At 54.6% G+C, this 23596-nt stretch carries 17 protein-coding genes and 5 pseudogenes; 9 read left to right on the top strand and 13 right to left on the bottom strand.

The window, feature by feature from the left end; translation table 11 throughout:
• The first annotated feature begins 102 nt into the window (after nucleotides 1-102).
• From RBB80_RS34090 to RBB80_RS34100, 3 genes are all read left to right on the top strand, one after another.
• Nucleotides 103-2661: an alkaline phosphatase family protein gene (locus RBB80_RS34090; RefSeq protein WP_433970330.1), complete on the top strand. Its 2559-nt coding sequence runs from the start codon at nucleotides 103-105 to the stop codon at nucleotides 2659-2661.
• A gap of 101 nt (nucleotides 2662-2762) precedes the next feature.
• Nucleotides 2763-3809 carry a DNA polymerase IV gene (gene dinB, locus RBB80_RS34095; protein ID WP_433970331.1) on the top strand — a complete coding sequence of 349 codons (1047 nt, stop codon included), beginning with the start codon at nucleotides 2763-2765 and terminating at the stop codon, nucleotides 3807-3809.
• 153 nt (nucleotides 3810-3962) lie between these two features.
• Nucleotides 3963-4358 (top strand): hypothetical protein, encoded by a 396-nt coding sequence (locus RBB80_RS34100; RefSeq protein ID WP_433970332.1) that lies wholly within the window; start codon nucleotides 3963-3965, stop codon nucleotides 4356-4358.
• A 115-nt stretch (nucleotides 4359-4473) separates the two neighbouring features.
• Here the strand turns inward: RBB80_RS34100 and RBB80_RS34105 are convergent, their stop codons facing one another.
• The 6 genes and pseudogenes from RBB80_RS34105 to RBB80_RS34130 form a co-directional block, all read right to left on the bottom strand.
• A complete protein-coding gene (locus RBB80_RS34105) occupies nucleotides 4474-4896 on the bottom strand; it encodes an NUDIX hydrolase (RefSeq protein ID WP_433970333.1) in 423 nt (140 codons plus the stop codon).
• 32 nt (nucleotides 4897-4928) lie between these two features.
• Nucleotides 4929-5255 (bottom strand): annotated as a pseudogene (locus RBB80_RS34110) (SOS response-associated peptidase family protein); the annotation flags it as partial.
• 287 nt (nucleotides 5256-5542) lie between these two features.
• Nucleotides 5543-5785, bottom strand: coding sequence for a hypothetical protein (locus tag RBB80_RS34115; protein ID WP_433970335.1), 243 nt, complete (start codon nucleotides 5783-5785; stop codon nucleotides 5543-5545).
• A gap of 67 nt (nucleotides 5786-5852) precedes the next feature.
• A pseudogene (locus RBB80_RS34120) lies at nucleotides 5853-6454 on the bottom strand (recombinase family protein).
• A gap of 543 nt (nucleotides 6455-6997) precedes the next feature.
• Nucleotides 6998-9196: a hypothetical protein gene (locus RBB80_RS34125; RefSeq protein ID WP_433970336.1), complete on the bottom strand. Its 2199-nt coding sequence runs from the start codon at nucleotides 9194-9196 to the stop codon at nucleotides 6998-7000.
• Nucleotides 9197-9330: 134 nt separating this feature from the next.
• The gene (locus RBB80_RS34130) at nucleotides 9331-11943 is read right to left on the bottom strand and encodes an ATP-binding protein (protein ID WP_433970337.1); all 2613 of its coding nucleotides are present in this window, start codon (nucleotides 11941-11943) and stop codon (nucleotides 9331-9333) included.
• Between the two features lie 83 nt (nucleotides 11944-12026).
• Between RBB80_RS34130 and RBB80_RS34135 the strand changes: the two are divergent.
• The 3 genes and pseudogenes from RBB80_RS34135 to RBB80_RS34145 all read left to right on the top strand — a co-directional run.
• Nucleotides 12027-12788: pseudogene (locus RBB80_RS34135) on the top strand (helix-turn-helix domain-containing protein); the annotation flags it as partial.
• A 1082-nt stretch (nucleotides 12789-13870) separates the two neighbouring features.
• Entirely contained in the window at nucleotides 13871-14917 is a 1047-nt protein-coding gene (locus tag RBB80_RS34140; protein WP_433970339.1) for a HAMP domain-containing protein, read from the top strand.
• A complete protein-coding gene (locus RBB80_RS34145) occupies nucleotides 14908-15567 on the top strand; it encodes a PP2C family protein-serine/threonine phosphatase (protein WP_433970340.1) in 660 nt (219 codons plus the stop codon). The genes RBB80_RS34140 and RBB80_RS34145 overlap by 10 nt, the downstream gene beginning before the upstream one ends.
• A 633-nt stretch (nucleotides 15568-16200) precedes the next feature.
• On the opposite strand, the gene RBB80_RS34150 is transcribed toward RBB80_RS34145, so the two are convergent.
• The 7 genes and pseudogenes from RBB80_RS34150 to RBB80_RS34180 form a co-directional block, all read right to left on the bottom strand.
• Entirely contained in the window at nucleotides 16201-16881 is a 681-nt protein-coding gene (locus tag RBB80_RS34150) for a sulfite oxidase heme-binding subunit YedZ (protein WP_433970341.1), read from the bottom strand.
• A 31-nt stretch (nucleotides 16882-16912) separates the two neighbouring features.
• Entirely contained in the window at nucleotides 16913-17887 is a 975-nt protein-coding gene (gene msrP / locus RBB80_RS34155; protein WP_433970343.1) for a protein-methionine-sulfoxide reductase catalytic subunit MsrP, read from the bottom strand.
• A 321-nt stretch (nucleotides 17888-18208) separates the two neighbouring features.
• Nucleotides 18209-18688: a DUF305 domain-containing protein gene (locus tag RBB80_RS34160; protein ID WP_433970428.1), complete on the bottom strand. Its 480-nt coding sequence runs from the start codon at nucleotides 18686-18688 to the stop codon at nucleotides 18209-18211.
• Nucleotides 18689-18739: 51 nt separating this feature from the next.
• A pseudogene (locus RBB80_RS34165) lies at nucleotides 18740-19075 on the bottom strand (DUF305 domain-containing protein); the annotation flags it as partial.
• Between the two features lie 240 nt (nucleotides 19076-19315).
• A complete protein-coding gene (locus tag RBB80_RS34170; protein ID WP_433970345.1) occupies nucleotides 19316-19513 on the bottom strand; it encodes a hypothetical protein in 198 nt (65 codons plus the stop codon).
• Nucleotides 19514-19577: 64 nt separating this feature from the next.
• Nucleotides 19578-20018, bottom strand: a complete 441-nt coding sequence (locus tag RBB80_RS34175) for a DUF4136 domain-containing protein (RefSeq protein ID WP_433970346.1) — start codon at nucleotides 20016-20018, stop codon at nucleotides 19578-19580.
• A 109-nt stretch (nucleotides 20019-20127) separates the two neighbouring features.
• Nucleotides 20128-21524, bottom strand: a pseudogene (locus tag RBB80_RS34180) (YncE family protein).
• A gap of 761 nt (nucleotides 21525-22285) precedes the next feature.
• Between RBB80_RS34180 and RBB80_RS34185 the strand changes: the two are divergent.
• The 3 genes from RBB80_RS34185 to RBB80_RS34195 all read left to right on the top strand — a co-directional run bounded on the left by RBB80_RS34185 (nucleotide 22286) and on the right by RBB80_RS34195 (nucleotide 23528).
• Entirely contained in the window at nucleotides 22286-22807 is a 522-nt protein-coding gene (locus RBB80_RS34185; protein ID WP_433970347.1) for an RNA polymerase sigma factor, read from the top strand.
• Nucleotides 22804-22965 (top strand): hypothetical protein, encoded by a 162-nt coding sequence (locus RBB80_RS34190; RefSeq protein ID WP_433970348.1) that lies wholly within the window; start codon nucleotides 22804-22806, stop codon nucleotides 22963-22965. The genes RBB80_RS34185 and RBB80_RS34190 overlap by 4 nt, the downstream gene beginning before the upstream one ends.
• Nucleotides 22966-23333: 368 nt before the next feature.
• Nucleotides 23334-23528, top strand: a complete 195-nt coding sequence (locus RBB80_RS34195) for a hypothetical protein (protein WP_433970349.1) — start codon at nucleotides 23334-23336, stop codon at nucleotides 23526-23528.
• Nucleotides 23529-23596 lie beyond the last annotated feature (68 nt).

Genomic DNA, 23596 nt, shown 5'->3' on the forward strand with positions numbered 1-23596 from the left:
GTCGGAGGCTAGCTGGTCTTCGACATGGCCTCCAAACCCAGGTTGTCCCGCCGCGTATCTAGCGTCGCAGACTGAAGCGAACCGATAGAAGGAGTTCGAAGTATGCTGATCAACCGTAGTCTCTCAATTGTCCTGCTCTCTGCAAGCCTCTCCCTGTGTGCCCGGAGTCAAACTTCTCCGCCTGCGGATGCGCAGGTTCCCGCGCGCACGGTCGGTGACGCGACTCAGCAGAACCCGAAGTACATCCCGGGCGGTTTCGACTTGCCGAATGGATGGCGCATCACGCCGGCTGGAAAGGCCATTGCGACGATCGAAGATCTCGTGCTCAACACCGTCGTATCGCCGGACGGAAAGATTATTGTTGCGACACATTCCGGCTACCTGCCGCACGGCATCGATGTGATCGATGTGAAGACACGGAAGCTCGTCCAGCAGATTCCGTTGAAGACAACCTGGCTTGGCCTTGCGTGGTCCTCGGACGGTCATACTCTGTACGTTTCGGGAGGCAATGCTACAGGCGCCAAGAACATCGCAGGGAGCATGGCACCTATCTATGAATTCGCCTATAAAGACGGCCGCCTGAGCGAAAAACCATCGGGTGGTCTTGTCGAAACGATCGATGCAAAGAAAGTGTGGTGGTCAGGTGTGGCCTACCTGCCCGGCAAACATAGGATCTACGCCGCAAATCGCGGGACCGGGACGGGGCCGAGCAATGTGGTCGTCTTCGATGCCGAAACACGACAGATCGTGACGAGAATTCCTGTGGAGATCAATCCCTATGCAACCGTGTTGAGCAAGGACGGACGCAGGCTGTTTGTCTCAAATTGGGCGAGCGAGAGCGTGAGCGTCATCGATACAGGGGGCAATAGGGTCATCCGCACATTGCATGTGGGAATGAATCCGAATGACATGAAGCTGGCAGCTGATGGTCGGTTGTTTGTAGCCTGCTCGAACGACAATTCAATTCATGTCATCGACACGAACACGCTCGAAGTCGTAGAACGGCTCTCGACAACGCTGACTCCGTTCGCGCCTGAAGGCTCGACGCCGGATGCGATCGAGATCGATAACAAGCGCAAGCTTCTGTACGTGGCCAACGCCGACAACAACTCGATTGCCGTGATCCGGATAGCAGTACGCGGGCACAGCGCTGTTATCGGATTCATCCCAACAGGGTGGTATCCCTCGGCGCTGGCGCTCGCGGAAAACAACAATACGCTCTTCATTGGCAACAGCAAGGGCGAAGAGGGACATCCGGATCTCAAGGGCGTCGGAAGTCCGCTTGCCTCCAAGTGGTATGGCGACGAAACCGTCAAGACCCTCCAGAAGACCAGCATCGAGGCGTTGCCCGTGACAAACCTGCGGCAGAGTCTACCTAAATGGACGCACGAGGTGATTGAGAATACGCCCTACAACGATTCTCTGTTGTCGGAGGCGCGGCCTCCTAAGCAGCCGACGATCCTGCCACGTGAAGTCGGCGTTGAAACACCGATCAAGCACGTGATCTACATCATCAAGGAGAACCGTACTTATGACCAGGAGTTCGGCGACCTCAAAGGAACCAACGGCGATCCCAGGCTGACCATCTTTGGCGAGGAGGTAACACCCAACCAACACGCACTCGCCAGGCAATATGTGGTTCTCGACAATCTCTACTGCGACGGTGAGGTTAGCGTGGATGGCCATTCGTGGTCGGACTCGGCCTATGCAACGGATTTCAACGAACGATATTGGCCGCCGACATATGCGGGTCGCAGCGACGCGGAGCGGACGCGGGCGTATATCCCATCGGCAGGACACCTGTGGGACTTGGCCGCGAGGAAAGGGCTCACATACCGGTCTTACGGCGAGTATGCCTCGCGCGCCAGCACCGGCACGACGATGGACGCCGCTCCCGGATCGGGAGGACTCGTCGGTCACGTCGCCAGTGATTATCTCGGATCCCGCCAGCGAGATACGGCGAATGTCGCGGTCTTCCTGAGAGAGTTCAAGGAGTACGAGAAGAACTACGACAGTCCCGACCCGAACCAGCGGTTCCCGAACTTTGTCGTGATGAGCATGCCCGAAGACCATACACGCGGCACCGCTCCCGGCGCGTTTACGCCGCAGGCGATGGTGGCGAACAACGACTACGCTATCGGCCAACTTGTCGACGCGGTCAGCCACAGCCGGTACTGGCCGAATACAGCGATCTTTATCATCGAAGACGACGGACAGGATGGCCCGGACCACGTGGACGCCCGCCGTACAGTAGGACTCGTGCTGAGTCCCTATGTAAAGCGCGGCGTTGTGGACAGCACGCTGTACTCGACCAGCTCGATGGTCAGATCCATCGAACTGCTCCTTGGCATGCCGCCGATGAGCCAATACGATGCGGCCGCAATGCCGATGTATGCGTCCTTCGGAACGGAGGCTCAGGCAACTCCGTTCGATGTGATTGGGCCAAGGATTGACGTCAACGCCAAAAACAAGAAGGGAGACTACGGATCGGAAGAGAGTCGGAAGATGGATTTTTCCGACTTAGACCGAGCTCCGATGCACGCCCTGAACGAGATCATATGGAAGAGCATCAAAGGCGCGGATTCTCCTATGCCGCCGCCGGTACATCGCTTCCGTCCTCTCATCGATGCAGGCGACATGATAGTGAAAGACGACGATTAATCACCACGACGAATGATTCGCTGCTGCCTTTGCCTGCTGTGATCAACGCAGGTAAAGGATGGCAGAATCCCACCCTTGGTATTTTCTGAGAGGAATTGAGTATGCGTGTGCATGTTTTCGTGGCCGGTTTGATCATGGCGGGTTGCATCAGCAGTTCGACCGTTGGGCAGTCAAGCCATAGCCCTCCCTGGGCGCCCACTGAGGGCGGCCCACTGCCCCCATCGCCAGCCTTACCGATGGGGTGTGGTTCAAGGGCGATCTTCACGTGCAATCCCGGCACAGCAAGGACTCCAGCAACAGAGGCATCTCAAGGAGCGCGAGAAATCTTCCATCGCCATACCGATCTCATTGAACCGCTATCGCTCGATGAAGCCTATTTGGACGTAACGGAGAACAAAACCAACCTACTCACGGCAACTCGCGTGGCGAAGACGATCCGTGAGCAAATCCGCGAGGAGCTCAATCTGACCGCTTCGGCGGGCGTCGCTCCAAACAAGTTCCTCGCAAAGATTGCATCCGACTGGCGCAAGCCGGACGGACTCTTCGTCATCCAACCCCACGAAGTACAGGACTTTCTTCTTCCCCTTCCGGTGGGACGCATTCCTGGGGTCGGTCAGGTTACGGAGAGCCGCATGAAAGCAGTCGGTATTGCTACAGTAGATGATCTATACCGTCTGGAGTTGTCCGATCTCGAAAATCACTTTGGTAGCTATGGCATTCGCCTCTACCAGCTCGCCCGCGGCATCGACCACAATCCTGTTGTTGCGAACCGAGTGAGCAAATCAATCTCTGCCGAAGATACGTTTCAAGTCGACATACCTCTCGCGGAAACCGAGGGCCAGATTCGGCAGCTCGCAGAAAAGGTATGGCGGGCGTCCCGAGATAACGCTCGTGGAGCGAAGACAGTCGTACTCAAGCTCAAGACGAAGGAATTCAACTCGCTCACGCGAAGTCTCACGCCTCCCGCCCCACCATCGTCGCGTGACGAACTGACGACGATTGCGCTCGCTTTACGAGAACGAGTCGAACTCGGGCCAAAACAGCTCTTCCGCTTAGTCGGCGTCGGGCTCAGCAACTTTCAACTTGATGCGCCATCTCCCCTCTTTGAGGTAGAAGACGGCACGGCAAGTGCCGAGTTATCGACTTAGTTCGCGGCCCAAGATATGCTCACGACACGTACGAGTCATTACTCAATGGGTGGGGCATCGCTCTGGACACGATATACGACGAAGTGATCGCCGCACTCGCGTCCGCAAGCCAGGTTATAACCCAATTGAGGTGAGGGCGTTCTCTCACCTCAATTGAACTACTTCGCAGGTTCGGACTTAACCGCTGCCCGCGCCTTGGCAGCGTCAGACATCTTCTTCCTGGTTGCTGCGGATATCACTCTCTTCTTCGCCGGAGCTGTCGCTTTCACCGAAGCGGATGCCTTCACCGACGCAGCCTTCTTCATAGTGCTGGACTTTTTAGCCGGCGAGGAGGTCTTTGCAGGTGTAACGGCAGAACGCACATACTTTCGTTTCTGGGTTTCACCGGTTGTGTTTAGAGCGGATCGACTTTCTCCAGCAGGGCTCTTTAAGAGAGATTCTCGGATCTGCGTTAGACGACTAATCTCTTTGTTCAACGCTGATATTTCTTTGTCCAATTCAGATACTGCTCCAATTATGCTCATCCGATCTCCAATAGAAAAAGCGTAACACCGAAGCAGGCGAACTCAACAATGCAACTGATGAAACATCCCTTCATCGCACGCTGAAAGTTCGAAGTCGACACCCGGAGACGCCTGCCAAAGGGCATTGAACTCTAGTTGAGTCATTGCAAGAGGCTGCGCAGGAACTCACGTTGTTCCTCGCGGATATATTCATCTGCCTCGCTCATCGAAAACCAGCGCCCACCATCAACTTCAGGTATTTCGAGGCGATGTCCGGAACGAGGAGGCCATTCGATCTCACACGTATTGCTCGCCAATTTGGCCGGATCGCAATCACCTTGGAATGCCCATGCGTTCACGACCTTGCCGCTCTTCTGTTTGATCGAGCCTAGATCGAAGAATTCGCCGACGGCCTGAAAGCCCGTTTCTTCTTCGAATTCGCGCCGCGCCGCGACAAGCGGATTCTCGTCCTGCTCATATTCACCTTTGGGTATCGTCCACGCACCCTTGTCTTTTTTTGCCCAGAGCGGTCCTCCCGGATGAACAAGAAAGACCTCCAACTGATCATTTGATGTACGAAACATTATAGGCCCGCACTGCGTTTTGGCATCCGTGATCACTCCGAACCGAAAAGAGATATCTGTGGGTCTGCCTTTGGCTTCGCCCGTGGCTTTGGCGTGGGCTTCTCTAACCGCATCGCACGCAATTCATTGGACGGCAGAATACGTAACAGATGAACCGGTGGCCTCTCAGAGAACGCGAGATACTCTGCATAGTCCTTCGGCTCCAACACAGTCGTCAGACGATTGTGAATCGGCTGCATGACTTCGTTGGGTTCTCCGGGGAGAACTGCGAATGTCGATTCCCATTGACCCGTCCCTGGATGTTTCCAGAGCTTCCATATACCTGCCATTCCGAAAACTTCTCGACCGGGACTATCGAACTCGTATTTGTCACCCTTCGGCGTATACCGCCATGTTCACAAAGTCGCCAACGTTGGGAATAAGGCCGATCTGAGATTCTGTGAGAATCTGCATTGTTCCGCCCATAGGCCCGACTGGGGTGAAAATTTAGGGCTCTGTTGCATTAACTTTTCGCACCCCAATATGTTGGGGTTAGCGGCCCATATTGCACCCAACATCTGGTATGTCGAAGATCGGTTTTTGAGTTAATGCAACGGAGCCTGTTCCTCAGCTAGTTAATGCAACAGAGCCCACTTTCTTCAAAGCCCTACTCCTTCGCCTTCAGCTTGGAGTCGTTTTCGCGGATGAATGCCTCGATCTCCGGCGCACTCGCCAGGATACGGAGCCATTGTTCCTTGTAGAGTGTGACCGGAAAGCGCCCCATGCCGTACAGAGAGAGCCCGCCTTTCTCGCTCACCTTCAAAGTGAGGCCACCCTTGTCTTTGCTCTTGAGCTGGGCATTCTCAGCCCGCAGGCGCTCCAGCTCCGCTTGCATATCCAATTCACTCATCGTTTCCTTCCTCCGATCGTTCCCATTTATGTCCACGTCGATCCAGCCCAGCTTCCCTGCTCACGATTCATTTTGCAAGCTTCCCGGCCCGGCGCTTCTTGACAGGCACGTACCGATATAGCGTATCCCGGCTGATGCCGAACTCGCGAGCAAGCGCAGCCTTCGAGTCGCCATCAGCAACTCGCCGCCGCAACTCGGCGGCCCGCGCGGGTGTCAGAGATGGCTTCCTGCCGCTGTACTTCCCTTCCCGCTTTGCAATCGCAATTCCCTCACGCTGGCGCTCACGGATCAATTCTCTTTCGAACTGAGCAACGCCCCCATGACACTCAGCAGCAGATTCGACATGGGCGAATCCTCGCCGGTGAAGGTCAGGTTTTCCTTCACAAAGACGATATGGATGCCCCGCTCAGTAAGACCCAGCACGATCCTCCGCAGATCGTCGAGGTTGCGGGCCAGCCGGTCCATCGAGTGACAGAACACCGTGTCTCCCTCACGGACGAAACTCTGCATGGCCTCCAGTTGGGGCCGCTTCGCATCCTTGCCGGAGGCTTTGTCGGTGAAGGTTTTGTCCAGGGCCAGCCCTTCGAGCTGCCGAACCTCGTTTTGATCCAGGGAGCTGACGCGCAGGTAGCCGACCTGTTGCCCTTTGGACGGCTTGCGCGTCCGCATGGGGCGACGCGTCCGAATAGACTCTTTGACCTTCGTCATTACCTGTACGATAAAGCAAAAACGGACTCTATTACGACATTATTTCACCGGATCTCGGACGTAGGATTGGGCTATACCTTAATACGACAAGCATCTTTGGACACCCGCCCTCTTCCGATATCCTGGAGGGCGCCTTGTCTTAACGTGCTGTACTGTAGATGCAGCTATGGTTTCACCTGACAGACCCCGGTCCATAGCTGCTCGCCGAGTGTGTCAGGCGCTACATCACTCCAGCCCTCGGCAACCTCAGAGCCTCCTACAGTGTTGTTACATTTCAGAGTATAAAGTGGCCACTTGCCAGGTTACGCTCGGAATGACAAAAATAAGAAATAAAAGATAATATTGCCGAAATAAAGCATAGCTTGGCCGTCTTTGAACTCTCCTAAGTTTTTTATTGTGCCGAGACTCAGAGTGACGCTAGAGAGTGATAAAGCATAGTGCAGGGAATTTCGAAATAAAGCATCAAGCTGCCCCCGAAGTTGTCGGTCATCAGCAACAACGAATTCACTCGAGATCAAAGCTCTCGTATACCACTCGTCGGCCCTCGATAAACCTAGCACCCATCTTCAGTGAAGCCGTCATGCGCTCAGACGCTTGGGCGCTCTGCTCAGCGGGCATAAGGGTGATCTTTGAGCTTTTTCCTATGCCGATCCCATTGAACGATGTACCCGTGTCAATTGAAGACGAGCCTGAGCACCACCATCTATCGTGGATTAAAGGGTCTCCGTCTGCGCCCACAGAAACGACAATGATGCGGGTAATTGGAGGATTTTGAGAGGAAGCTTCCGCCCAGGCTTTTGAGAAGCTGTCTTTGAACGGAATAGCTACATGGCCTCCAAGCAGGGCACGTCGACTTGTTATTATATTTACTTCCAAAGCAGGATTTGCTAACAACACCATTTTTAGTATCTCGACCATGTCTACTGGCGACAAAAACGGATCGCTGATATCTAGGGAAGGCCCCGGCGCCGTGGTAATCCATCGCTCTATGAATGAGATACCGCGCTCGCGCTCACCTGCATCAACAAAGCAGGACTCCTCAGTTTCTATAGCTCCGTATCCCCGCTCTCCCGGTACGCCACAGGTGCTGCGCTCAGCCAGAAAATAGAAGAGGTCGGCGGCGGTCGAAACAGCTCTGTAATCGCCTCGTATGGTTCGGGTCGCCTCGCTCTTGTCTTGAATGCGCTCAATAGCATTCTCCACTACGTATGCATAAACAGGGAACGCCGCCCTAAATGGGAGCGCAGCCGCGTGAGCGATGTAAGAACTAGTTTGTTGCACACGAATCGGAACTATCCTCCCTGCATTTAACGAGCCAAGTAACTCCCAGGTAGCTTGAGACAACCGAGTCTTCGCTGCTTCAGGGAGTCCATCATTGTCCTCTCGTGTTGCAGCGAGCTGCCGTCTGAGCTGCAGTGTTTCCATCCGACTAGATATGCCTCGCTTATCTCTCCTGGCTTCATCTTCGTCCGTCGCAGAGGCTAAGCTCGTCGCCAATTCTGGGCTGATCTGGTATGCCGAATCTATGATGTCTTTTCTAACTGCTTCATACTCTGGATTGGCATCGTCTCTGGCAAGCAGTAGTGCCTGCTTGTAAAATCTGGTTGCCCTATCACGATCGACCGGGTACACCTCTCTGGCCATTGTGTGAAAACGGCCTGCCCTATCTAGAGCTGACGGAATCGTCTGCGCTTCGGTTTCACACTTATCAAAGATCTCGGCTGCCCACTCCGCATCGTTCTTTGCAATCTTGCCGGCTATGCAAGTCAGCACAAGACAGCGATCCGCCACATTTGGAATAGCGAACGCTTTTACCAAGAGCTCTTCCCATGTACCTCGTATGTACTTGGATAATTGTGCAATATCTGCATCGCTCATCACTTTGTATCCGTCATGTTTGATGAAATATTGATTCGGAAATTTATTTGCTGCGATGCGTTTTAACTTCGCAATTGTGTCTGCGCGCTGATTTTCGGTAACGACCTTACGAGAACCCCTTGCTTTTAGGCTTGTGCAAATCGTGCTCACAATCCAATATGCGACGACATCAGTTTCCGCTACCTCGGCGAGCTCGCAGAGGTCCGTTATCTCATCAATGGTGAGACGATAGGCCTGCTGGTAGGAGGCCTCGTAAGGCTCCCACGGTGGAAGTTTCTTGCATATGAACTCTACAAGTTGTCCAATGGCAATATCTTTCCAGTAAATGGGAAGCTCCGAGAGCAGCTCGCGTGCTGTTGCTCTGGTTGTGTTGAACAGAAGGGGCATTGCTAAAGCGATTGCACGGTACCGGTCTGTCGTCGCCGGGCGAAATTGAGCGATTAGTTTCTGTATGTAATCTGTTCCAATCTGCCGAGCTTCTTCTGTCCTTCCCAACTTGAGGATTCGCAGGGCTAGATCAGACCATACTGAAAGGCTCTCGAGAGCAGAAGGAATACGCTTGATACGGTCGCCTAGCTCGCGGAGATCCTCAACATCGTCAATGCGTCTTTTCACAAGCCCAGCGTAGCCTCTGCATGCCAAGAGTAGACAGTGTCTGTAGGCATCTGACGATGTTGAAACAAGATGTGTGGCCCGTGACTCTTCAGCCTTTTTCAGCCATCCTAGGGCCTGTTCGCGGTCCGCTTTAGCCAGATGCGATGCAACGTGAAAAGCTAGGTCTGTTTTCTCAATAGTTGCGTCCAGAAAAGCCCAAGACTCTTCCATCTTCTGGGAGGCAGCTCCAGTCAAACCCGTCAAATCATCTTCTGCAAGCCGCTGCAGACAGATAAATCCTGCACATGACCCGCGCACCTGCAATTTGCCGTCGGCGAATTTGAGAGCTCTGCCAACACAATAGATTACCGCGGCGCGATGTCCTTTATCAGCTCGGGTGAAGCGATCTCACTGAGCTTCTCCAGAACCTTTGTTACAGCTTCCTCGGCATCATCTTGATCCCAAAATGACTCGCAGATTTGCCTTATGAACGACGAGTTAAGTTCCTCTTCATGGGTTGAAATTATTTTCTCAAGCAACCAGGATAGCGCGTCGTCGCGACGCGTGGCCGTGTTGAGACTGACAGCTACTCTGATTGCAACTTCTTGAAAACGAGTTGCAAGGGCTGCGATGATGTCACGCGTCGCATGCTTATGATCGGCCGTTGCGTTCAATAGCCCTTCTAGGGAAATATTGAAGTCTGCTAACGCTAATTCTTCGATACCCTCTTTGGCACGAATTCTTCCGCCCTTGTCGACTAGGGGTAACATATCGATGAAACGCGCCAAACATGCGGTTTTGACGGCCAGATCTCGAAGCTGTGCAATCGTGCCGTAGATGTCAATGAGTCTATTTGCCGCCGCGTCTTCATCCCCGAGGCTGTCTCCCATAGCAAGCAGCAGTTGAAGGTAAATGAAATCATTAGTTGGCCCAACAGATTCAATCGCTGCACGCTGGGCGTCCAATCTTTGGATCAGCTCTGACGCGTCTTCTTGATCTTCGATCCGACGGAATACCTCTGACAGCTCTCGAAAGTCGGTAGCTGTAGGGGTATATTCCGTTGTCCTGATAGCCAAGTCGAGGGCGTAAGATGCAACTTTCGCGACATCCTTATTGGTTCGTGCGTGCAAAGACCATTGCCGTAGAAGAAATATCTGCTCCTTCGGCTTACCGAGTTGCGAGACACGCCTTATGACTTCTTCCGCGTCGATATCTTTCATTAGAGCGGATAATGCGGTAAATAAAGATAATAGACGTGGATTTCTGATCTTTGCCCTAAACATTTCGGCGTTGGCCTGAACGTTTTGGTCACTACTTGAATCCGCAAGCAGTGAAGCACTTGCCAGCGCGATGTCCAGTCTGGCTCCGCCTTGAGGGGAATGAACATGAGCTTTATCGAGAGCAAGTGTGGCTAGTTCCGGTTTCACGAAAACTAGGTCGGACGCGAGCTGAGTTAGGGACTCAGGAGAAAACTCCATCCACTCCGCTCGATCAAATAGTGATTGAAGTTCGGTAAGAAACTGAGGTTCTATAGATTCTTTTCGTTCACATCTGATTCGTGCGATCGCCGCAAAAAGTCGCAGGCGATCATTTAGCAACACGGCAGCTTGAGCAAGAGCAATGCATGACGGCAAGTCCTGCAACTCCATTCTGGCAGCAATCTCGATGCGGGAAACTGTAAAGCCGGCATATTCCGCTAATGCAGAAGACTGAATTGCAAAGCGCAGCATCTCACTGTGGCTTCCGACCTCAATTGCGGTCTCGAGTCCAAGTAAAACAGTTTGTTTAACTGGGCGAATTTGGTGTGAACGGTCCAGTAGTTTTGCGAAGCGCTCCGGCGATAGATATTGAAGCAGTTTCGCGTTTTGACCGGCCTGCCGTAAATAAGCGGGCAAGAGTGTGATGGCATCAGCGCTGTTCTCATTTGTCGAGAGCAGCTCGATCATGCGTTGGTTTACAGAATCTTTGTAGGTCGCTAGTTTGCTCGCAACAAATTGGCGAAAGGGTTCAGATACGAACTCTACTGATCCATCATCTGCCAAGGGAAGATTTATAAAACGGAGCCTATTGAGATCTTTTCTAAGAACCGCTACGTTTGTGGCAAGGAGAGTGGCCAAGCCTTCCAGTGTATGAACGTTCGAATCGTGGGCTAGCAGCGCGAGGCTCTCGATCAGCGTCCCAGATGATTCGTCTACCGCTTGCCATTCCATTCGAAATAGATCAGGGGCACTCTTAGGGAGGTCTGCAAGCAGCGAATCTTCGCTATTGCCTGTTTCCAGCAGTCTCTTGATGCTGGCGAGGTATCCGGGGACACCATTACATGTTGCGTTAACAGTCCTGACTCCCTCACTCGTAAGAGTGCTTCCGAAAAAGGAAAGTGATTCTTCAAACGAAAACATTGGAACGAGCCATTCTTTGGCACCAGTCAGATGGTCAAAATCTTCTTTCTTTGCAGACGTTAGCAGTTTTATGTAGTCAAGCCCTAAAGGTAACCGACTGAGAAGAACGTTCTTTAGATCACGTTGCTCTATGGGAATCTCGCCTAACCCGTCGACTATCAGAATGATTGGTTTGCCAAAACGTAGAGCATAGGATCTCAAGCTATACACAAGCCGCCGCATCAACGGCTCATTCACGTCACCGTCAAGCTGCAATTCGCGATTTTCCAAAAGCCAATAAATTTGGGCCGCTAGATCGCGTAGCAGAAAGTCTGCGTCGAATGTGAACCAACTTCCACGCTTGAGGAATAACGAGATCGTACGGCTCCTATAGCGCTTCGCAAATTGGCTGAGAAGAATAGTCTTGCCAGCTCCGGGAGGTCCGTCGATGTGAACTGAGCGAACGTTTCGCCCATCGAGCATTGTCTCTAGAGTTTGCAAGATGTTGTCTCTTGCGATCTCAACCCCTTCAACGCAAGGGAAAAAACTAGCGAACGAAGTAGTGTCTACAACTTGACCAGGCAAAGCAGAGCTCGACATTCGAATTCCTGGAGTAAATGACGTTAGATTCAATCTGAACAATATCATTTAGAACAACATCGGGTAACCGGTGCCTGCAACCGATGGCTGAGGCAGCAAAGAAGGCGCTGGGCGCCGATAGCTTTAACATCGTAGCCGACGCCGGATATTCCAACGGAGAGCAGGCTGCAAACTGCGAAGCGGCAGGGATGCTGCCGTACCTCCCTGTGATGCGCACTGTCAATAACCAAGGCGATGGCAGCCTATTCGGGCGCAAGGACTTCCAATACGACTCCACCACCGATACTTATGTCTGTCCCGGAAACAAGGCCCTGCGTCGTAAGAAAGTTCATCGTAAGGACCGTTATACGGTTTATGAAGCCGCGACGACCGACTGTGCCGGATGCTCGCTCAAGCCTCGTTGCACGGTGGCGTCGAAGCGAAGCCTGGCCCGCCATTTGTATGAAGACGCATTGAACCGAATGCAGGAACGGGTTACACCAGCGGTGATGAGAATGCGTCGATCCACGGTTGAGCATCCCTTCGCTACGATCAAATACCGGGTTCTGGGGTTGAGCACGAGGCAGACGCGTCGGCTGCTGGCAGCGTATCGCGATGGTGGCGGCGGAGCGCTGATCCACAAGGCTCGTGGCCGCAGCTCGAACAACCGGCTTATTCCTGCCATCCGCGAGTATGTGATCGAACTGGTTCGGTCGCGCTATGTCGATTTCGGCCCGAGCCTGGCGGCGGAGGTTCTGTTCGAGAAGGACGGAGTCAAGGTCTCGCGAGAGACGCTGCGCCGGTGGATGGTCGAAGATGGGTTGTGGCTGTCGCGCAAGCAGCGAAGAAGCTTTCATCAGCCGCGCTGGAAACCCTGGAAGTCCCGCGCGCCTGCCGATGCGATGGCCCTTAAGTTGGTAACTCGGGTCTCTCAAGGGGGCACCTCAAATAGTATTCCGTTCTCGATGTCCAGGATCGAAGACCGGAGCAAAAGTTGTAGACCAACCCTCTTTGAATCGAAGACCGGCTCAATCACCCGGACTGGACGTTCTGTGGATCGCCAGAAGCCGTTCGCGCCATGCTAATCCCTTATGCAAGCATGGCTTGCATCTGCAGCTTCACCCTTTCAGCGCGGAATGAGGCGCCACAATTTCGGGAAAAGTTCGTCAATCACGTCGTCAGATGGAATAAAGCCGATGGATGCTGCCACTTTACTAGTGACAGCGTTCCGGGAGCACCATAAGAGCCATTGCACATTGGCGATCACACTTTCGATGATTGGGTCCGGCAATACCAAAGGCTTCTCCGGTCTCGAACCCACTCAATTACTGACGGGTGCTGTCTGGCCTGAGGTCAAGCAATGCAAAAGACAATTTCGCCAAAGCGGAGTTCCATATGGCAGTTGAATCCTTCGAAAGTGAACCCGAGTCGGAACTGGCATATTGGAAGTGCCGCGTAGCAAATCTGGAGATAGTCGTGTGCGAACTGCTCGTGAAGAACGAACGACTAAGAAGAGAACTTCAGATGTCAATCTATCCGCGCTCTGGCCAGGCAAGCGCACCGATGGATTCACAAAAGGGCTAATGGAGATCGATCCAAGTTCCCGGCATCGTTCACTCTTATAGTGCAGGCAGCCGCTAGCGCCATAAAAACGAAAAAGTAGCGTCTCAAAGGAGTATCTCGAAATGACAACGACTATGCCTGAACCATGCCCAATTGATTTTGCCAGACCGCTTGGCGGGCTGGAGCACCTCTTCTCCCTCATTGACCGACACCGGACGGTGCACTTCGCCATGGCCGTGCAGATCGAGGGACCCACGTCGATTCCAGCGTGGCGCGCTGCTCTCGACAAACTGCAGGAACGACGCCCGCTGCTGTCCGTATTCCATGGTGACCAATGCGATTGTTCAGGAACTTGACGAATTTCTGGGGAGGGATTCGCGGGAAGATGCTCATTCTCTTCGCCTTTTTCAGCGTCGCCTCTTTGCTTTTGATCGGAGCTTTCTCGGTTGCAGTGCTGAATGTTGTGATCAGGCGTGAAAGTGCCTACCTTGTTGAAGAACAGCTAAACGCTATCATCTATAACTCCGGGAAAGTTACTTACGCGCTGCTCGATGGGGTTCCAGGATGCGTTGCACCGGCAACCAACTCACCTCTCATCACCGACTATCTGAGCGCCCAGTGGCCGGATAGCCACTTCTCGATTACAGCTATGCCGAAGGGAGTTACCTTTGGCAACGGAACCACATGGGGAGACACTGATTCCTTTGCTGACATCGTTGAAGACCGCGGCGCTATCGAGATCCGCTCGTTTGACGTTTCGGAGCGAGAGAAATGTTCTATGAGCATCCTTGTACGGATACCCTTCAGTGGGTCTTTTTTGCAGCATTTGTCAAGGACTTCAGGTTTGCAGATAGTGAACACCCGCCCCACGCGCCTTCTCCCCTACCGCGCTGAGCAAGGAGTGAAAGGTGAAATTGTGGCGAATTTCATTCCTGGATCGCAACAGCCGGTTCCCGTCGTCGTTGTCGCCCGGAATTTGCAAACCGGGCGATTCGAGGATTGGGTAGTCTGTCAAGTACGGCCCAGCTATACCCGGACAGTAACGGACCTGAGTCACATGGGATTGCGAACCTCATCCTGGGTCGCTCCACTCGGAAGTATTTCACTTGCACTTGTTCTCGTATATGCGTGCGGCATGCTTTTGTCTCTTAGGCTGAGTCAACGCATTGTTGCTGCGGTCGACGGATTGAGCCACGCTGCTTTTAAGGTGGGCAAAGGCGATTTCTCCGTCAGAGTCGCGGTGCCTGTGAAGGATCAAATTGGGATGTTGATTTCGTCATTTAATAAGATGACAAGCGATCTTGAAACTCTGCGCGAACAAGAAAAACAGGCCGCAGTTTTGGAACGAGACATTGCACTTGCTCGCGAGGTTCAGCAACATCTTTATCCCAGAGCCGCGGCTCTCTCGGCGGCGGCCGATGTATGGGGGTAAACATACCAGCTCGCATTGTTAGTGGAGATCTTTATGACTTTTTCACCTTCAACAACAGTGAAGTCGGCCTGTTATGCGCCGATGTGAGTGGAAAAGGCGTGTCCGCGGCGTTGATGATGGCGCATCTGCAGGCGCTCGTGCACGGACATCTTCTCGCATTGGACAAGGTCGGAATACGCCCCACGCCTGCTGCGTTTGTCGCCGCGCTCAATCGAGATCTTCAAGGCCGTTTTGGGAATAATCGATACGCCACCATGTTCTACGGCGAATTTGATTCCAACAATAACGTGCTTCGGTACATCAATGCAGGACACTGTCCATCATTACTCATATCCGAGATCGGCGAGGCGACGAAGCTCCCGGGAGGCGATTTGCCCATAGGTCTATTTCCCGAGATCACTTATCAAGAACGTCAAGTCACTTTGTCAAAGGGTAGTGTGATCGTTGTGTACACCGATGGAGTGACCGACGCGCTGAGTTCGCAGGGAGAGGAGTTTGGCGAAGACAGACTTTTGAGTTGTTGCACATCGTTACCGAAAGGAGCTAACGCAGAGGCGATCTGCACGCTGCTGTCCAGCAAACTCGCCGAATGGTCGGCCGGTGTCGAGCAATTCGATGACACGACCATTCTCGCGCTGACGGTTGAGTGATCCGAAAGTGATAGGACTAAGCTTCCCAACTCCGACTCGCTGACCCAGCTGATTCACACACTATGAAGCCGAAGAGGGCAGACTGGACGACACTTTTGTGTCACTCTTTGTGTCGTAACCCTTCGATGTGCGCTCAGAATCGACCTCTTTCCCTTTTCCCATCGTCAGCGCGTCCAGAGCGTTTCGCTTCGCGTCTAGCCGCACGTGCGAGTAGTGCGCGAGCATCTTGCGCGAGACGTGCCCCGCAATCGACATGATGGTGCTGTCGCTCGCCTTGGACTCGGCAAGCTCATCCGGGATCAATGCCGGGAGTAGATTCGGCAGTTTTTAGAGCCAAGTGGGCAATGTCGACGGAATTCGATAGGGTTCCCGTGACATTTGCCGCAGGGGAGTTAGAGACTTCAAAGCTTCAACGCCAAAGCCATTTGATGGCAAACACATGGGCGCAACTTAAGCCCGATGTGCTGAAAGTTCCAGGCGCCAACCACCTCATGGTTGTCGAGGGCTTGGCAAACTCCGAAAGCGAGCTGCATTCGACCGTCGTGAGGATGCTGGCCCTCGGACTGGCACAGATAAGCCGGTGTTTGAGTGGACCTCCTTGATCTCCGTCCTCTGTTCAATCCGTGGCCGCAACTATCCCAGTATCCCAGCAACTGGAGTGGGCCTGCGCAGCCGTTTGTTGGCCGCCAAGATCATGCGCGCGAGTAGTAGCACGGCCAGCACCAGCGTAAACGGCAGTGGCTCCCTGACACCCTTCTTCACCAGCCACCAGTAGTGGACGCAGCCGGCTAACGCAGCCACGTAAACGGCGTAGTGCACGCGCCGCCAGGCCTTACCGCCCATCCAGCGCATCACAAACGCGGGCGAGGTCACGGTCAGCGCCAACAGCAGCGTCCACGCAAACAGCCCCACCTGGATGAACCGGCGCTTCTTCAGGTCATCGAGAATGGTCGGCCACACCGCCCTCCACTGGTCCGAAATGGCGCTTAGATGTCCGGCGCGCAACCCCGCCCACACTGTCGGCAGATCGTAGCCCGAGAACAGAAAAAGATATGTCGAGAGGTGCAGCGTCGCGTAGAAGAACGCATACAGCCCCAGCAGCCGGCGAAACCGGATCAGGTTCCCGAGCTTCGGATGCAGCCGCCGCACTGGAGTAACTGCCAGCGACGTGATCAGCAGGTACAACGTCCAATACCCGGTTAAGAGCGTGATGTAAAGCACCGGATCGGCCATCAAACCCAGCGCGCCGGACCGGTACAACATAATCAGCTTGAGAAAAGGCAGCAGACACACCGCATGCACCAGCACCTTCACATACGGAATCCATCGTGTCTGCATATCGTCCTTAGTAGTACTTCTTCAAATCCATCCCAGCGTACATACTTGCCACCTGGTCGCCGTAGCCGTTGAACATCAGCGTTGGAATCGTCTTCGGGAACGGGCTGGAATCGATCCGCCGCTCATGCGACTGCGACCACCGCGGATGGTCCACCCGCGGATTCACGTTCGAGTAGAAGCCATATTCATTGGCCGCCATCTCGTTCCACAGCGTATGCGGCTGCTTATCGGTGAAGACGATCTTCACGATCGACTTGCCATTCTTGAACCCGTACTTCCACGGACTCACGATGCGGATCGGCGCGCCGTTCTGGTTCGGCAGCACCTCGCTATAGCAACCGAAGGTAAGCAGGCACAGCGGATTCATCGCCTCATCCATGCGCAACCCCTCCGAGTAGGGCCAGTCGAATCCACCCGGCTTGTCCGGCATATCGCTGTTCTTGCTGTCGGAAATGAACTGCACGTACTTCGCGCTGGGCAACGGCTCCATCGCGGAGATGAACTCGCTGAATGAGTACCCGTCCCACGGAATCACCATCGACCACGCCTCCACGCAGCGATGCCGGTAGACGCGGCTCTCAATTGGCCTGTACTTCATAATGGTGTTGATATCGAGCGTCTGCGGCTTCTTCACCATCCCCGAGACCTGCACGGTCCAGGGTCGCGTGCGCAGTGTGTGCGCGTTCTTCGCCGGGTCCGACTTGTCCGTGCCGAACTCGTAATAGTTGTTGTAGGTGGTCGCCTTCGCAAACGGTGTCTGCGCATCCGGCACCGTGTACTTCGACGGCACCACCACCAGTTGCTGATCCGCATGCACCGGCTCCGGATGGATCAGCCCCAGCACCTGCTTCAGCGCCAGCGCGCCCACGCCCACAGCCACCGCGCCTCGCAGAAAGTTGCGACGATTGAAGAATGCATCCTTCGGAGTAATCTCCGATGACGCAATCTTCCCTTCCAGACTTCCGCTCTTCTTGATCAGCATCTTGGTCCTCCGCCAGTGCCTAGACCGTCTTTCTTGTGGCACTTCGCGATGAAAATCACGTGGGAAATTAGGCTCTCGTAGTCGTCACACCTAGAGACTCCGAATCGTGGACTCAGCGGCTCACGTTCTGGAGTTTCTAGAATGGACTCCTGAAGTATCACCCTGGGCTTCAGTTGCTGCAGGGCTCGGGGACGTAAACGAGTGCTTGGGCAGCTGGCCGATCTCGTAAGCCAGCACCGCCAGTTCTTTCAGGTATGATCTGCATATGCTACGGCGGCAATCGCCCTCAAGGCCAAAACGACTGGCAGCCAACTCCCTCCGTTAGAAGCCACCTCCTTGCGCAGTAGACATAGCAGCGGAACCGCGTCCAGCTAGCGGCTGGGGCAGCGGATCAGTGGGCGACGAGACGGACGGCGACAGGGGTTCCCCCACGGCAAGGCGCATCAGGGAAATCTGCTGGATCTGATCGACGATGATCTCCTGGGCGATGCGCCTCAGCTGCGCCTCGCGTCCATAGCGCAATTCCGCCTGGGCCATGTCGATCGCACCCTGATGGTGCGGCACCATCATCGCTACGAAGTCATGGTCGACATCACCCGTGGGCTTCACGGCCATGTCATTCATCATTTTTGCCATGGCGGCGTCGTTCTCTGCCAGGAAGGGGCGCTCCGTCTTAAGGGACGGGGGCACATTGTCCGCTGGTACGGGTGAAGAGGAACCTGGTCCCGCCGCGATGCCCGCGAAGCTCGCTGCAAGCGTTGCCTCCGTCGGTGTCAGCTTCTCGCCCGAGGCGCCGCGCATCGCCGCGATCTCCTGGAGCTCCTCAACAACAATGTTCTGGGCAATGCGGATAAGTTGCTCGTTGTGGCCGTAGCGGAGCTCCGCTTCGGACATGTCAATAGCGCCTTGATGATGCGGCGCCATCATCGCTACAAAGTCATGGTCGACATCATCCGTGGGCTTCACGACCATGTCATTCATCATTTTCGTCATGGCGGCGTCGTTCTCTTTCAGGAACGCGGCTTCCGCAGCGCTGGGCCGTCGCGAGAGGTCCTGGGCCGAAGCTAGAGAGGCCGAACCGATAGCGAACCCCGCGGCTGTGACCACGGCGGCTGCAACAAGCGAAGTGACTAATTCCTTTCTGCTTTTCAAAATCAGGGCTTTTGAATCTAGCCATTTGAATCTCATTGTTTCTCCTTCCGGAATGGCGCTGACGTTAACGATGGATCTGAAACTTTGTGTGATGTCGATAGCAACTTACTTGGGCGACCTTCTGACACCGCGAGACATCGCCGCCGAATCGTCAACGGAACACTCTGTCATTAGTCATAGTGGCTCTACCAGGCCGAAATATTCCATAGGTTCTCCTCGGTTCAAGAGCATATTCCGTCTCGGAGTCGCTCTCGTGCCACAATCCGCATCTCGTTTTCAGCGCTCCGGCGCACTCTTCAACCCCTGACCGACGATGTGTGGCGTAGGTGCCGCGGCAGCATCGGTTACTTCTTCCGTGATCTGGCCGACGATGGAAACGGGGCGGTGGTCACTCAGCCGTTCGGAATCGTCGTTCGTCCATATCCCCTTCCCTTCTAAAGCTCCATTTGCGTGCGGCTTGTTGGCGGCACGCAAATGGCTCCCTGCCGAGAAAGGACCAGGCTGAGTGAAGTGCTGAAGTGGCGGGTCATTTTGGACCTCAAGAGTTCTTGAGCGCAGGAAAGTGCTGAAACATCTTCTGCACTCCCCTGTTCAGGTTCTCGATGTTCTTGTCGGACTTGTCGGAAAGCATGCCACTGGACACGCCTCGCCAGACCAAGTTTTTGGTCTTTGCATCGAAGAGATCGACAACAAGCGTGCCAACTGTGTACGTGTTCAGAGTCTGGTGGTCTCGGTTGATCTCGATTGCGATAATTGAGATGTCACCGCTAGATTCCACCTGGGTCCAGCCTTTCGCTGCCAGTGCGGCGTCCACCGCGGCTTTGATCCGGTCAACCGACAACGGATCAGGTGTCTGGACTTTCTCCCAGCTGTAGGTTTTGTACTGACTGAAATTTGCGGCGCGATCGTAGTCCGTGTTCACTTGCTGAGCGAACGACGCATTCGCCAGAAAAGGAGCCACTTTCGTTTGCATTTTCATGATTCCTCCTTGAATCGTTTGTCCTGATGACTTAGCCGGATTCGAATGAGTGTGGGGAGCCGCCCGCCAAGCGCCGTGGAGCCGTTGATCGCAGGCGGGCGGCCGTTCGTCATGGGACCTGCACCTGCACCGGAGCGCCAAGCTCCGTACCGCTTGCTGGCACGATCGCCAGATAGCGACGCTGTGCTTTCACATCGCTCTCCACGAGCTGCCGAATCGGACCGATAGCATTGACGATCGCCGCGCCAGCGGGTTTGTCATGAAGGATTGCAGCGGCTGCAGTGCGCCGGTGCCATCCGGGTTCTCGGCGAGGGCCAGCACGTAAGGCTGCTTCGGCTGCAATCCGGACACCGCGGCTTCCAGCACCTGGATCAGGCCTTGATCGAACAGAGAGACGCTGGTGGGCGCATTGCTCGTCTCCGCAGCGGAAGCCGCGAGGGCAAGATGTGCGACTTGGCCCGAGACGCCGAGTGATTGTAGGTTCTGCGTTCCGGGACCCGACGGCACCGCATCGGGCACATAGGTGATAGCTTGCGGCGCCTGGCCGATGGGAATCGTCGCGATCACCTTGTTCGTAAGCGTATCGATGGCAGTGACGCCGTCGCCGTTCTCGAGTCCGACATAAACGCGGTTGCCGTCGCCAGACGGCCAGATCCCGTGCGGCAGCGCGCCGACCGGAATTGTCGCGACTTGCGAAAAATCACTGGTCCGGAACACTTTCACTTCGTTCAGGCCACCGATGGTCACATAGGCAAAAGTGCCGTTCGCGTTGTGGACGATGTTGACGTGGTTGGTGATCGCGCCCGTCTCGAGCACCTTGAGGACGGTGAAGGGAGGCTTGGCGTCGAACACCTCAGTCTTGCCGGTGTCTTTCAGGGTGATCCAGACCTGGGTTCCATCCGGCGTCGCCGCGATGTTGGGGCAGAACGGGCTCGCTTGTTTGACCCGAGCGACGATGCTGTGCGTCGCCACCGAGACCACGTCCGTCTCGGGGTTGAAGGAAGAACAAACATAGCCGTACTTGTCATCCGGCGAGAAGATCTGCATGCCGGGGCCTGCAGGGGTGATGATGCGAGTCTTTTCCATGAAGGTCTTGCCGTCGAGGACATCGACATAGTTCTCGCCGCGGACCGTGACCCAGACTTCCTTACCGTCAGGGGTGAAGAAAGCCTCGTGCGGAGCGCGGCCGACGTAAGTGATGTGCTTCACAACGTTTGTCGCGGTGTCGATGAATGCGACTGAGTTCGACCCGATCGAAACAACAGCGATCGTGCGGTGGTCCGGCGAGAAGCCCATGCCATGGACCAGGACCTGGCCTTTGTAAAGTGGGCTGAAATTGTTCGGAGAGGGATTGCCCAGGCGGATGACGCCGAGCGTCGTGTCGCTAGACGGATCGACCACGGAGACCGTGTTGGAGAACTGATCAGCTGTGTAGACGCGGTCATGAGAGCTGATCGGGATGTCCGGCTGGTCGAAGGGTGCCTGTTTGATTGTCGCAGGATCGATAACCGAGACCGTATTTGAGGTCGGGTCGGCTGTGTAGATGCGGTCTGCGGTTTGGGCAAGACCGGACACCGCACAAACGGTCAGGAGTGCGGGAATCACTAAGAAGCGCATCGTTGTCTCTCTTTCGTAGGTAAGGGTTAGTGTTTCTTGCTGAGCCAAAGGTTCATCGAATCGATCTCGGATTGCTGGTCGACGATGATCTCTTCTGCGAGCCGGCGCATCACGGGGTCTTTTCCCGTAGCTCAGTTCCGCATTGGCCATATCGATGGCGCCTTCATGATCGGGCATCATCATCGTGGCGAAATCGTGATCGACCTCTCCGGTCATGGGCGCTGCAGCCATGCTTTATCCATCTTTGTCATGCTCGTTTCCATCACTTGCATGAACTGATCCATGGCAGAGGGTATTTGCTCAGCCGCCGTCAAAGTAACCAGTAGAACGGGTAGCGTACATTTGAGCTTCATTGAGTTGCTCCTTCTATACGTGCCGTGACGATCTCCATACGACTCGTCTTTGCTGTCAATGAAGTGTCGAGTGAGAGCCGCTTTATTCCCCAGGACGGAAACTTTTCGCTTTTCTTTACGAAACCTTCGGGGTGGTTAGCTCATTTTCTGATTTCATGCGACTCAACCCACGTGAAACTATGGAGTTAGGTCTTGAGAAGAATATTTGCGAGAAAAAGTAAACGATATTGGAATAAAACGGAAGGCAGAACACACTCTATTGGTGACAGCAGAGCAGGCAGTCAAAAGAGGGTTACGGTGCAGATCACTGACCAGATGTTCAACGATTGGGTAAGGCAGCACCAGAGGCTCCTCTTCGGGATCGCCTACTGGTGGACTGGCTCGCGGACGGACGCGGAAGAATTGACCCAGGAGGCTTTCCTACAGGCCTATCGTTCTCGTTCGAGTCTTCGCGATGTAGAACTTGTAAAAGGATGGCTTGTTGGCATCTTAAGACACTGTCATAGCCAGATGCGGCGGCGAACGAAATCGAGACAGGAAGTCTCCTTCGAGGAGATGTTGCATGAGCCGGAGAGCCGGCCGACTCTCAGTGCCGATGCTCTTGCCCTTCATCAGTCTCTGGAAAAGCTCGAGGAACGGCATCGTCTCCCGGTCGTCCTGTTCTACTTCCAGGATCTCTCCTATCGGGAGATCGCCGAAGCATTGGAACTCCCGATAGGAACGGTCATGTCCAGACTCGCCCGCGCAAGACAACAACTACACGAGTTGATGAAGGCACCCACGAAATTGGTTCTGATGAAGAAGGCGGAATCCCTATGAGTTGCGAACTTTACAAATTGGAGATGTACGCGTGGCGGCCGGGCGACGATCTTCCCGACTCCAAGCCACTCCTTGACCATCTTGCAACCTGCCCCGAATGCGCGCAGTGGTTCGCGAACTTCAGCGCGGGCGATGAGAGGATTCGCCAGACCTTTTAGAGGTCCCGGAGAGCCCTTCGCTGGAGGCGAAAATCTTCGCAGGCCTGGCCTATGAGCGTCTTCAGAAAGCGCCTCGGAAGTCCACATGGAGGAGTTGGTTTCTGCTACCCGTTGCGGCGTCTCTTCTCCTTGGCGTCACGCTCGGGCTCGGCCCCTGGCTCCAGGAAGCGCGTCTGAGCCGACAGGTAGCGACTCTTCTCAGCCAGCCTCCCTCTGCGGAGATCAACAGCACCGATCAAAAGCAGCTTCTCGGCTGGAGCGCAGGCGCTCTGTCGGGAGATGCGGAGCTGCCTCCCGAGCTGAGTAGAGTAGAGTTTCGCGCCGCAAGTTCACTCAAGGTCGCCAGCCACAAAGCCGTCCTGCTCAAGATGATGAACGAGCAACGTGCCAGCCTGCTGATTATCGATGCCCGACTGACCGCGAAGAACAAGATCAAATCTTTCCACGAGACAGCAGGCAGCGATAGTCGCTGGTCCGATGGACGAAGGACCTACGTGCTCCTCTTTCAAGGGAGCGAGCAGGATATGCACGCCTATATGACCCAAATGGGCATCGTTACATAGAACTGCAGACTCGATTCGTTAACACTGGCGCCCGCCGATAGAAATCGGGTACCCCGGACTTCGTGCGC

It is taken from the genome of Tunturiibacter gelidiferens (genome assembly GCF_051013345.1).
Classification (GTDB): domain Bacteria; phylum Acidobacteriota; class Terriglobia; order Terriglobales; family Acidobacteriaceae; genus Edaphobacter; species Edaphobacter gelidiferens_A.